The sequence below is a fragment of the Methylomonas paludis genome, assembly GCF_018734325.1.
Taxonomy (GTDB): Bacteria; Pseudomonadota; Gammaproteobacteria; order Methylococcales; family Methylomonadaceae; genus Methylomonas; species Methylomonas paludis.
Genome location: NZ_CP073754.1, coordinates 3,095,887 through 3,108,621 on the forward strand (window position 1 = coordinate 3,095,887; position 12,735 = coordinate 3,108,621).

Consider the following 12,735-nt stretch of genomic DNA (forward strand, 5'->3'; position numbering starts at 1 on the left):
AAAAATTAAAGCGCTTCTTCGCCGGATTCGCCGGTTCTAATTCTGACTACCTGTTCCAGATTAGTGACGAAAATTTTGCCATCCCCAATTTTTCCGGTATTGGCAACTTTAACAATTGCTTCTACCGCCTGTTCCAGCAAACTATCGGCTACAGCTACTTCAACTTTCGCCTTAGGTAAAAAATCCACAACGTACTCTGCGCCACGATACAATTCAGTATGACCTTTTTGGCGACCAAAACCTTTGACCTCTGTCACCGTAACGCCGGACACGCCTATTTCGGATAACGCCTCCCTCACGTCATCCAGCTTAAAAGGCTTAACGACCGCTGTTATTAATTTCATATTTAACCACCTTTAATGCTTGAGTTTAAAAATTCCCACTATCACGCAAGCATGATATATGCCACTCTACAAGCTAATGATTTATATTACCTTTTAATTTATCCCTTGTTGAAATTAAGCTTTAACGCACTATTTAGGTGCAGACAGGCGCTAACCGCACCACAACACATCGCATTAAGTGAACGCCCAACCAATTACCAACACATTAGCCACCCCACAACCCTTTTAAAACCAACTAAAACCTCAAAACCCAGGCGAATACAGAGACCAAAGCTAGATCATTTATGGCCCATCAGTCTGTCAGGATCAATCCAATATCTCTGGCAACAGATACCCCATAAATTGCCAGAATCGCGATAGTGATCAGCTCATAACGATCCCTCACACTATCTGTTTAGTGACTAAAATCATGAGATTGCCAGCTTCTATCAACCCATTACCGTAACTTGATACAGGAACTTTTATCAGGCTTATCTATATACTCATATTTAGCTCAATCAACATCATTGCTTGCACCAATAAGCTTCAAAAATGCATTGGATTGGTGCGACCAACAATGGTCGCACCAATTTGGAGCAACATTTCCCGCCCAAAACATCGCTATCCCTTTGATTTTCAATGAAGTAAATCTGGCCTAGAAAATGCATTAGTATTTTCAGTAGTAACTAAAAACAAGAGGAAATTATCATGAAATTAAAGAAGGTTACCCACAAGCTGCAGACCCGCACTTGTCTTGCCAGCCTGGTTTTAATGAGTGCCACCACCGCTCATGCCGACAACTGGAAAGATGCTTCAGGTGCGTTTGAAGCCAGCGGCTATAATATTAATGATCTTAATTTTTTTAAGAAAAACAATCTTAAGCTGGGCGGCTGGGTAGAAACCAGTATCAGCGCCAATGATAACGCTAGACACGATGGCTTTAACGGCCCGGTAACTTTCCAGGATCGTACTTCAGAGTTGCAGCTCAATCAGCTAAATATGTTTTTGCAAAAAGGTGTAACTGCTAGCGGAGATACCTTCGATTGGGGCGGTCGTTTCGACATCATGTTTGGCAGCGACTCCATCTTTACTCAAGCCTATGGTAACCCTACTTATAATCCAAACACTGGAGCCGCAGAACCTCGCGGCAACTGGGATCTTAAGCTCAGCGGCGATCGTTTTTACGGCTTTGCCATGCCGAATGCCTACGCCGAATTCAACTTGCCTATGGGTGAAGGCTTGAATATTAAAGCGGGTCATTTTTATACGCCTGTTGGCTATGAGGTTGTAACCGCACCGGATAACTTCTTTGTCACCAAGCCCTATACCTTCCAATACGGGGAGCCTTTCACACACACCGGCTTGTTGGGTAGCTATACTTTCAACCCCAACTGGAACGTAACAGCCGGTGCCCTGACAGGTAGCTCGACTGGTGGTTGGGACGGCAGTTTCAACCGCAATCTGGCAACTTGGTCAGGCTTGCTGGGCGGCACCTGGACCAGCGATGATGCGGGTACCTCTTTATATATTTCCGGTACCGCCGGCCCACAATCTGATAACAACAGTAGCTTCTGGGGTATTTTCAGTATCGTCGGCAAACACAATATCACCGACAAACTCCACTTGATCCTGCAACATGACCACGGTTATGCCAATAACGTCATCACCGGCAACGGCCTGAATGCTGTGGCAGCTGGATCAACAACCAGTGCACTGCAAAATGCCGAATGGTATGGTCTTAACTCCTATCTGTTATATGATGTGACGGACAAACTCGGTGCCGGTTTACGTGCGGAATGGTTCCGTGACAACAACGGCTGGCGGATAGACGGCCCGGGTCGTTGCGGCGCAGCGGCAAATACCAACGGTTATGGCGCCTCAGCAACCAACTACAACTACGCATGTAATTCAAGTGCCTTCGGCGCATATCCATTTGCAGGCAGCGGCTATTATGAGCTGACCGCAGGTTTGGTTTACAAACCTATCAAATGGTTGAATCTGCGTCCTAACGTGCGCTTCGACTATGCTAACGCAGCACAATTTGCTGGCGGGAAAGAGCACACTCAAGTATTGTTCACCGCAGACGCTGTGGTGATATTCTAAAGTTATCATGAACTAGGTTTTGCTTGTTCCCTTTAGCTTCCATTGCAGCGATGCCTTGGAAGCTTTTGCTTTTATAGCTCTTTGCAGTAACTGGTAATTGATGCTATTGTTACCAACGTTTTACCACACTATCATAATAATAATTTTGTAGGAGACCATTGACGATGTCCTCAGTAGATGATGTACTTAATTTAATCAAGGAAAACGATGTTAAATTCGTTGACTTCCGTTTTTGCGATACTCGCGGTAAAGAACAACACGTTACCTATCCAGCCCACACCATAGATGCCGACACTTTTGAAGAAGGCAATATGTTCGACGGTTCATCCATCGCCGGCTGGAAACATATCAACGAATCAGACATGATTCTGTTGCCGGACGCCAGCACAGCCGTTCTGGATCCATTTTTTGACGACAAAACTCTGATTTTGCGTTGCGATATTATTGAACCTAAAGACGGTCAAGGCTATAGCCGCGATCCTCGTTCTATTGCCAAACGCGCTGAAGCTTATCTGAAATCGACCGGCATTGCCGATACCGCCTTCTTCGGACCGGAAAATGAGTTTTTCGTATTTGATGACGTGCGCTGGAATGCTGGTGTTGGTGGCTGTTCTTATGAAATCGACTCTCAAGAAGCCGGCTGGAATTCTGCCAAAGTTTATGAAAACGGTAATATCGGTCACCGCCCAGGCATTAAAGGCGGCTATTTTCCGGTGCCGCCAGTTGATTCATTCCAGGATATCCGTTCTGCAATGTGTCTGGTACTGGAAGAGTTAGGCCAAACCGTTGAAGTACACCACCATGAAGTGGCTACTGCCGGTCAATGCGAAATTGGCGTAAAATTCAATACATTGGTTAAAAAAGCCGACGAAGTTTTGGGATTGAAATATGTAGTGGCCAATATTGCCCATGCATACGGCAAAACCGCAACTTTTATGCCTAAACCACTGGTTGGTGATAACGGTAGCGGCATGCATGTCCACCAATCTCTGTCTAAAGATGGCGTAAACCTGTTCACGGGCAACCTTTATGGCGGCCTGTCTGAACTGGCTCTGTACTATATTGGCGGCATCATTAAACATGCGAAAGCCCTGAATGCCATCACCAATGCCTCAACCAACAGCTATAAACGACTGGTACCTGGCTTTGAAGCACCGGTGATGTTGGCTTATTCTGCCCGTAACCGCTCGGCTTCTATCCGGATTCCTTTTGTTACCAACCCTAAAGGCCGACGTATCGAAGTGCGTTTCCCTGACTCCACCGCTAACCCTTATCTGGCATTCAGCGCCATGCTAATGGCGGGTCTTGATGGCATCCAAAACAAAATTCATCCAGGCGAAGCCATGGATAAAGATTTGTATGATCTGCCGCCGGAAGAGGAAAAAGCTATCCCACAAGTTGCTTTCTCTCTGGATGAAGCCTTGAATGCGCTGGATAATGATCGTGAATTCCTGACTCGTGGCGGTGTTTTCACCGACGATACCATTGATGGTTATATTGAGCTGAAAAGCCAGGACGTACAACGTCTGCGCATGAGCACTCATCCTGTTGAGCTGGATCTGTATTACAGCTTATAAGCTCTCACTCCGTTTTTTCTGGATTTGAGCTTAAACCCCGCGAGCATTCGTGCTTAGCGGGGTTTTTCATGTCCAAAAGCCGGCATAACTCATTTATAATTGATACTTACAAAATTATCGGTGATACGGAAGCCATACCTTTAAATGCTATGCGCGGAATTCATTATACAAGCCACCAAGCACAGCGAAGTTCCGTCACTATTTCTCATTGAATATCAGCTGTGCAGTTATGGAATTTTTTAACTAAACAGTTTCTTACCTATAGACCTGATGAAAATTTTAATCGTAGGCAACGGCGGTCGCGAACATGCACTGGCCTGGAAAGCTAAACAATCTCCTCTGGCTGAATCTGTCTTCGTTGCTCCCGGCAATGCAGGTACAGCGATGGAGCCCGGCATCGAAAATATTGATATTCTGGCCGACGATATCGAATCATTACTGAATTTTGCTAAAAAACAAGCAATCGATCTAACGATTATTGGCCCTGAAGTACCATTGGTAAAGGGCATCGTCGATGCCTTCACAATTGCCGGTCTGCGCTGTTTTGGCCCTAGCGCCAAAGCGGCTCAACTGGAAGGTTCCAAGGCGTTTTGTAAAGATTTTATGGCCCGCCACGCTATCCCCACCGCAGAATATCAAACCTTTACCGACCAGACTGCAGCTATTGCCTATATCAAAGCCAAAGGTGCGCCGATTGTGGTTAAGGCTGATGGATTGGCGGCCGGCAAAGGTGTGATAGTTGCGGAAACAGAACAACAGGCCGTTGAGGCAGTACAAGATATGTTGTCCGGCAATAGTTTCGGAGAAGCTGGACATAGGGTCGTAATTGAAGAGTTTCTGAAAGGTGAAGAAGCCAGCTTTATTGTGATTGCTGATGGCGAACATGCCCTGGCTATGGCAACATCGCAGGATCACAAAGCCCGTGATAATGGCGACTTAGGACCGAATACCGGTGGAATGGGTGCATATTCGCCGGCACCTGTGGTTACCCCGGAAATTCATCAACGGGTGATGGATGAAGTCATTATGCCAACCTTACGCGGCATGCGTGATGACGGTAACGAATATACCGGTTTTCTGTATGCCGGACTGATGATAGACAAACAGGGCAACATTAAGGTGTTGGAATATAATTGCCGGTTTGGCGATCCCGAAACACAACCGATTATGTTGCGCTTACAGAGTGATCTGGTTAGTCTGTGCTTGGCTGCGCTTGATAAGAATTTAGCTGAAATACAAACGGTATGGGATGAGCGGGTTGCTCTGGGCGTGGTATTAGCGGCAGGCGGCTATCCTGATGAATACGCCAAAGGCCATGTTATTAGCGGCTTGCCTGACAAAAACAGTACTAGCAGCAAAGTCTTCCATGCCGGCACCCGCCTGAATGAAACTGGGCAAATAGTAACCAATGGTGGTCGGGTATTATGTGTATGCGCACTAGCAAATGATATAGCAGAAGCTCAACTTCAAGCCTATGCTGTGTGCCAAAACATAGATTGGCAGGATGTTTATTACCGCACTGACATAGGCTTTAAAGCGATTAAGCGCTAAAAAACCGGCGAGAAGCAAAATACTGCTCGCCGGTTAATTTCAAACGCTAGCAAATCTTGCCGCGCAGCAACAATCTTGTTACTGCGCAAATTGTTTAGTAGCGGTAATGATCGGATTTATAAGGCCCTTCAACAGCTACATTAATGTAGGCCGCCTGTTCAGGACTTAGCTGGGTCAGTTTGACACCCAATTGCGCCAGATGTGAGCGTGCGACTTTTTCATCCAGTTTTTTCGGCAGAATATAAACTTGATTCTGATATTGGTCGGCATGGTTCCACAATTCAATTTGCGCCAAAACCTGGTTGCAAAATGAGTTGGACATCACGAAACTAGGATGACCGGTAGCGCAGCCCAGATTCACCAGACGACCTTCTGCCAGCACGATAATGCGTTTACCGTCCGGGAAAATCACATGGTCAACTTGGGGTTTGATGTTTTCCCAAGTATATTGACGCAAGGCGGCAATTTCAATTTCGGCATCGAAATGGCCGATATTGCACACTATGGCCTGATCGCGCATGGCCAGCATATGCTCATGGGTAATAACACTAAAATTGCCGGTGGCGGTAACAAAAATATTGGCAATGGGCGCAGCATCTTCCATAGTCACCACACGATAACCTTCCATAGCTGCTTGCAAGGCACAGATCGGATCAATTTCGGTGATCCACACCGTTGCACCCAAACCACGCAATGATTGCGCACAGCCTTTACCTACATCGCCATAACCGGCAACCACAGCAATTTTACCGGCTATCATCACATCAGTGGCACGTTTGATGCCATCTACTAATGATTCCCGGCAACCGTATAAATTATCAAACTTAGATTTGGTCACTGAGTCATTGACATTAAATGCCGGTACTTTCAAAGTGCCTTTTTTGACCATATCATACAGACGCAGTACACCCGTGGTGGTTTCTTCGGACAAGCCCTTGACATCGGCCATCAATTCCGGAAACTTGTCGTGCATCATTACCGTCAAGTCACCGCCATCATCCAGTATCATATTGGGTCGCCAGCCATTCACACCGATAATGGTCTGTTCGATACACCATTCGGCTTCGGCCTCAGTTTCGCCTTTCCAGGCAAATACCGGAATACCCGCAGCAGCAATGGCTGCCGCAGCATGATCCTGGGTAGAAAATATATTGCAGGACGACCAGCGTACTTCGGCACCCAGGGCGGTTAAGGTTTCTATCAAAACTGCAGTCTGAATAGTCATATGCAAACAGCCGGCGATACGTGCGCCTTTCAAAGGCTGACTAGCTCCAAACTCTTCGCGTAAAGCCATCAAGCCCGGCATTTCGGTTTCGGCAATATTGATTTCCTTACGGCCCCACTCAGCTTGAGTAAGATCAGCGACTTTATAGTCACCAGGAACATCAGCAATTTTATATTCGGCTTGGCTCATGATTAATTTCCTTTTAGATTAAAGACCGGCAGCATCTTTTAGGGCTTGAGCTTTATCTGTTTTTTCCCAACTGAAACTAGGCTCGTTTCGACCAAAGTGTCCATACGCCGCAGTAGGCTGATAAATTGGCCGCAGTAAGTCCAGTTGCGCAATCAGACCTTTGGGTCGTAAATCAAAATGTTCGCGAACAATTTTAACCAGCACATCCTCGGCCAGTTTACCGGTACCAAAAGTTTCAATGCTGATGGAAGTGGGTTCAGCCACGCCTATTGCATAAGATACCTGGATTTCACAGCGTTCGGCCAGACCGGCTGCAACGATGTTTTTAGCCACATATCGACCCATATAAGCCGCCGATCTATCCACTTTGGATGGATCTTTACCGGAAAATGCACCGCCGCCATGCCGGGCCATACCACCGTAGGTATCGACGATGATTTTACGTCCGGTCAGCCCGCAATCCCCGACCGGGCCGCCGATAATAAATTGTCCGGTTGGATTGATAAAGTATTTGGTATCTTTATGTAGCCATTCTTTTGGTAAAACCGGCAGGATAATTTCATCCATAACCGCTTCTACCAGCAATTTACCGCCGATTTCTGGGGAATGCTGAGTCGACAGCACAACAGCATCAATTGCCACCGGCTTGCTGTTTTCATAACGGAATGTTACCTGACTTTTGGCATCTGGACGCAACCAAGTCAAAGTTTTATTTTTACGCACCTGGGCCTGTCTTTCTACCAGACGGTGAGCATAAGTAATTGGAGCCGGCATAAATACATCGGTCTCGTTGCTGGCATAGCCGAACATCAAACCCTGGTCACCTGCGCCCTGTTCATGATTGTCGCTCTCATCAACCCCCATGGCAATATCAGCCGATTGTTTGCCGATAGCATTCAACACAGCACAACTATGACCATCAAAGCCAATGGCGCCGTCATCATAACCAATATCACAAACAACTTTTCTAACCAGCTCTTCTGTATCCACCCAGGCATTGGTAGTGATCTCACCAGCCAATACCACCATGCCAGTTTTGACTAAAGTTTCGCAGGCGACTCTGGATCGTGGATCTTGCGCCAGCAAAGCATCGACGATAGCATCGGAAATTTGATCAGCAACTTTATCAGGATGCCCCTCGGATACGGATTCAGAAGTAAAAAGGTAGTTTTTATTCACGGGCGTGTCCTCAATCCAAAATAAAAAATTCGTAGTTATAAAAAAGGCCGTCTCCAGACGGCCTGAGTAGTGGTGGGCCCTGTAGGACTTGAACCTACGACCTGCCGATTATGAGTCGGAAGCTCTGACCAACTGAGCTAAGGGCCCCGATAATTTTGCGATTTTATACCGCTTTATTCACCATCCAGAAAACATCTTAATTGTTCGGATCTGGATGGATGTCTTAATTTTCTTAACGCTTTCGCCTCAATTTGACGTATCCGCTCACGGGTTACATCAAACTGTTTACCAACTTCTTCCAATGTATGATCAGTATTCATATTGATACCAAACCGCATCCGTAAAACTTTGGCCTCACGCGCGGTCAAACCTGCCAAAACATTTTGCGTGGATTCGCGTAGACCGGCGATTGTAGCAGATTCTACCGGCGATAGCATCTTTGAATCTTCAATAAAATCACCTAAATGCGAATCTTCGTCATCACCGATGGGTGTTTCCATGGAAATCGGCTCTTTGGCAATTTTCAGTACCTTACGAATTTTGTCTTCGGGCATTTCCATGCGCTCGGCCAATTCTTCTGGAGTTGCCTCCCGCCCCAGTTCCTGCAAAATTTGCCTGGATACACGATTCAGCTTATTAATGGTTTCGATCATATGCACCGGGATCCGAATCGTTCTGGCTTGATCGGCTATTGATCGAGTAATGGCCTGACGTATCCACCAGGTTGCATAGGTAGAAAATTTGTAACCGCGTCGATACTCAAACTTATCCACCGCCTTCATCAAACCGATATTGCCTTCCTGAATCAAATCCAAAAATTGCAAACCACGGTTGGTATATTTTTTGGCTATGGAAATTACTAAGCGCAAATTGGCTTCTATCATTTCCTTTTTAGCGCGTCTGGCTTTGGCTTCGCCCTGGGTAATATTCCGACAAATCGATTTCAGAGCCGCCACACTCAAACCATAATTGGACTCAATTTCAGCCATCTTTTGCTGGGAAGCTATAATCTGCTGCTGATGTTCCTGCAATGCCGCCGCATAATGCGGATGAGCTTCGATGTATTGAGGCAGCCAGCTACTATTGGTTTCGTTTGCAGTAAAAGCTGCCACAAAATCTTTGCGCGGAATTTTGGCTTTCTTGACAAAAATATCCAGCAACAATTTTTCCTGATTGCGTATCTCCAACACCAGCTCATCGGAAAGCGTTACCATTTTTTTCAGGTATTGTGGAGCCCACTTGAATTCGGAAAACACCTCGGACAATGCGTCAAAAGCTTTTTCGGTTTTCTCTTGACCATAACCATGTTTTTTAAGCGCTGAATTAACCGATTTAAGCGCTTTTCTAACCAGATCCACCTTTTGTTTAACTTCTTCGAAATCGATAGACCGAGTTTCTTCTTCCTCAGCTTCCTCAACAGGGGCTGCGTCCAGCTCTTCAGCGACATCCAGCTCAACTTCAGTGAGATCCACAAAGCCCAACACCATATCACTCAGGCGCAGCTCGGAATCATCATTTTGCAAAGAATCGAAAGAGGCTAAAAATGATTCAACAATAAAACCGGAATGGGCAATGGCGTTAACCATTTGCCGCTGACCTTCTTCGATCCGTTTGGCTATTTTCAGCTCTTCTTCGCGGGTTAACAATTCCACTGAACCCATTTCCCGCATATAGAGCCGCACCGGATCGGTGGTTCGACCAAATTCACTGTCCACAGAAGCCAAGGCCGCCACTTCAGCAACCTCCTCATCGTCATCTGCAGTGACAACGGCATCCGAAGTAATCAGCGAATCGTCATCGTCTGGAGCAACTTCATAAACCTGAATACCCATGTCATTGATCATACCAATGATGTCATCGATTTGTTCAGGATCCATGATGTCGCTAGGCAAGTGATCGTTGACTTCCGCATAGGTCAGATAACCTTGCGCTTTGCCTTTGGCGATCAATTGTTTAAGTTGGGATTGCTGTTGCTCTTGATTCATCATTAACTCACAAAATACTTTTCAGCACCAATCACGGCATAACAGCGTATTATAAATGTTTAACACGCCACTGTCATCCTGGATTATAATTTACCGCCCATCTTGTACTCCTCCATTTCTGCTGGAGTCAAAGCTTCGCCACGGCTGACTTTTTCTATCAATTTACTCATCCGGCTTTCTCTGGACAACCTCACCAATTGTTGCAGAGCGCCTAAAAACTCACCAGCTTCTCCGCCATCAGGAATATCCCAAACCAAATTGGATAATGCCACAATAGTTTTGTTATGCGGGGTGTCCCGATAATTTTCAAGGAGCATGGCATTATTTTCCGGCCCAGTTGCCGCAATAACCTTCAACACATCCCGCAACAAATCAGCCCCCGCAAAATCCAGCACATCAAGATCCAGAAGTTGCTGCTCAAATTGTTTTGCTAACTGCGGGTGCTGCAATAACAAAGACAAAACTTTTCGCATTAAATTCGATTTTGGAGACTTTTTAGGCAACTGCCGCTTAACCGAATTCTTAGTCATAAGTTTAGCGGTTTTTTCGACTTTTTCTGAAACCCGGGCGCCTGATAATTCGTGCAAACGGTTAAACATTAAATCCCTAAAAAAACCCTGAGGGATTTTTTCCAATTGCGGCTTTGCCGCGGCCAGCAAACGGGATCGTCCTTCCATAGTCGTTAAATTTAAGTCAACACCCATACGCCCAAAAAAATAATCGGACAACACTTCTGCCTGAGTAATGCGCTGCTGAAAAGCAACCAGACCCTCTTCTCGCACCAGACTATCTGGATCATACCCTTGAGGCAGCAACATGATCTTGATTTGCCTGCCATCACGCAAACATGGCAAGGCCGCCTCAACAGCTCGCCAAGCAGCCTGCAAACCGGCGGCATCGCCATCAAAACAAAACACCAGCTCAGGACTAAAGCGAAACAGCAAATCGACATGAGCTTTGGATGTCGCTGTACCTAATGCAGCAACTGCGTTGACAACCCCAAATTGCGCCAGAGCGATGACATCCATATAGCCTTCAACCACCAAAATTTGGGCAGGCCGGGCATTTTTCTCCAACAATTCACAAAGGCCATATAACTCTTTACCCTTTGAAAATAATACGGTTTCTGGAGAATTAAGATATTTTGGCTGAGAGGCATCCAGTACACGACCACCGAAACCAATAACACGCTTACGCTTATCCCGAATCGGAAACATTAATCTGCCGCGAAACCGGTCGTAAGCCCTCCCATCTTCTTTGAGCACCAGCATGCCGGCATCCAACAGACTTTTTTGATCGAAGCGAGCCAATAAGGCATCCCAAGCCTGTGGTGCATAACCCAAGCCAAAATCACGCGCCACCTCACCACTCAATCCCCGGTTTTTTAGATACTCAACCGCCTTTTGACCTTCCGGGCTGCGCAATTGTTCAGAATAAAATGCTGCAACACCTTCCAGTACGACATAAAGCCGAGCAATATCCTGCTTATCATCAACCGACTTTTGATTGACAAAGGCCTCTCTGGGAACCTGTACCCCAATAAAACCGGCCAGATCCTCCACTGCTTCCACAAAATCCAAATGATTAAAGTCCATCAGAAAACTGATGGCATTACCACTGACTCCACAGCCAAAACAATGATAAAGCTGACGCTGACGACTGACAGAAAAACTGGGGGTTTTCTCGGTATGAAACGGACAGCGCGCGACAAAACTGCTGCCTGATTTTTTAAGAGGGACATGCGAATCGATCAGATCAACAATATCGACCCGCACTAGTAAATCATCTATAAACTGCCGAGGTATTTTGCCCGACATTTTACTGATGCCGACGTTCAGGCTACTAAACTAGCCTTGATTCTGGCACTGACAAAAGCCATATCCGCCCGCCCCAGCATTTGCGGCCTGAGCAAGCTCATGACATTACCCATATCTTTAATTGAAGTAGCGCCAGTCTCTGCTACAGCCGCCGCAATCAAAGCGTCTATTTCGACTTCGCTGAGCGGTTGCGGCAAAAAGCCCTGGATAACCACAATCTCAAATTCTTCTATTTCCGCAAGATCGACACGATTGGCATCCCGGTATTGCTTGATGGATTCACGGCGCTGCTTGAGCATTTTGTCGAGTACGGTAATTACTCGGGCATCATCCAGCTCTATACGCTCATCAACCTCAACTTGCTTGATGGCAGCCAGAATTAAACGAATTACACCTAATCTGGACTTTTCGCCACTCTTCATAGCGGCTTTCATTTCGTCCTTGATGTGTTCCGTTAATAAGGTCATCCTGCAGCCTTAGATTTGCGGACGACCGCGACGCAGATTTTTCAAAGCATAACGCTCACGCGCCAATTTTTTCAAATGGCGTTTAACAGCAGCAGCACCTTTGCGTTTACGCTCGGTGGTTGGTTTTTCGTAAAACTCGCGGCGACGCACTTCGGCCAAAACACCCGCTTTTTCACAAGCGCGTTTAAAGCGACGAATCGCTACGTCAAAATGTTCATTTTCTTTAACTTTAATTGATGGCATTATCAAAAATCCGATTTATGTTAGTATTCTATCGAGCTGACGGGCATCATAACCCGTTTAAACGATCGATTATACC

The 12,735-nt window shown here is 46.2% G+C and carries 10 protein-coding genes and 1 tRNA gene; 3 read left to right on the forward strand and 8 right to left on the reverse strand.

From position 1 onward, the window contains the following. Positions 1-5: 5 nt before the first annotated feature. Positions 6-344 (reverse strand): P-II family nitrogen regulator, encoded by a 339-nt coding sequence (locus KEF85_RS14020; protein WP_215581622.1) that lies wholly within the window; start codon positions 342-344, stop codon positions 6-8. A gap of 687 nt (positions 345-1,031) precedes the next feature. Here KEF85_RS14020 and KEF85_RS14025 point away from each other — a divergent pair. From KEF85_RS14025 to purD, 3 genes are all read left to right on the forward strand, one after another. Then, a complete protein-coding gene (locus KEF85_RS14025; protein ID WP_246534957.1) occupies positions 1,032-2,426 on the forward strand; it encodes a porin in 1,395 nt (464 codons plus the stop codon). 164 nt (positions 2,427-2,590) lie between these two features. Then, positions 2,591-4,003, forward strand: coding sequence for a glutamate--ammonia ligase (gene glnA / locus KEF85_RS14030; RefSeq protein ID WP_215581624.1), 1,413 nt, complete (start codon positions 2,591-2,593; stop codon positions 4,001-4,003). A 270-nt stretch (positions 4,004-4,273) separates the two neighbouring features. Then, entirely contained in the window at positions 4,274-5,554 is a 1,281-nt protein-coding gene (purD, locus tag KEF85_RS14035) for a phosphoribosylamine--glycine ligase (RefSeq protein ID WP_215581626.1), read from the forward strand. A 94-nt stretch (positions 5,555-5,648) separates the two neighbouring features. Here the strand turns inward: purD and ahcY are convergent, their stop codons facing one another. The 7 genes from ahcY to rpsU form a co-directional block, all read right to left on the reverse strand. After that, complete coding sequence (gene ahcY, locus KEF85_RS14040; RefSeq protein WP_215581628.1) at positions 5,649-6,968, reverse strand: adenosylhomocysteinase; 1,320 nt, start codon at positions 6,966-6,968, stop codon at positions 5,649-5,651. Between the two features lie 18 nt (positions 6,969-6,986). Continuing rightward, on the reverse strand, positions 6,987-8,147 hold the full coding sequence (gene metK, locus KEF85_RS14045) for a methionine adenosyltransferase (protein ID WP_215581630.1): 1,161 nt from the start codon (positions 8,145-8,147) through the stop codon (positions 6,987-6,989). A 70-nt stretch (positions 8,148-8,217) separates the two neighbouring features. Next, positions 8,218-8,294 (reverse strand) — tRNA-Ile (locus KEF85_RS14050). Between the two features lie 26 nt (positions 8,295-8,320). Continuing rightward, positions 8,321-10,132 carry an RNA polymerase sigma factor RpoD gene (rpoD, locus tag KEF85_RS14055; protein ID WP_215585179.1) on the reverse strand — a complete coding sequence of 604 codons (1,812 nt, stop codon included), beginning with the start codon at positions 10,130-10,132 and terminating at the stop codon, positions 8,321-8,323. A gap of 83 nt (positions 10,133-10,215) precedes the next feature. Then, complete coding sequence (dnaG, locus tag KEF85_RS14060) at positions 10,216-11,949, reverse strand: DNA primase (protein WP_215581632.1); 1,734 nt, start codon at positions 11,947-11,949, stop codon at positions 10,216-10,218. A 17-nt stretch (positions 11,950-11,966) separates the two neighbouring features. Beyond that, a complete protein-coding gene (locus KEF85_RS14065) occupies positions 11,967-12,416 on the reverse strand; it encodes a GatB/YqeY domain-containing protein (RefSeq protein WP_215581634.1) in 450 nt (149 codons plus the stop codon). A gap of 9 nt (positions 12,417-12,425) precedes the next feature. After that, a complete protein-coding gene (gene rpsU / locus KEF85_RS14070; RefSeq protein WP_215581636.1) occupies positions 12,426-12,659 on the reverse strand; it encodes a 30S ribosomal protein S21 in 234 nt (77 codons plus the stop codon). Between the last annotated feature and the right edge of the window lie 76 nt (positions 12,660-12,735).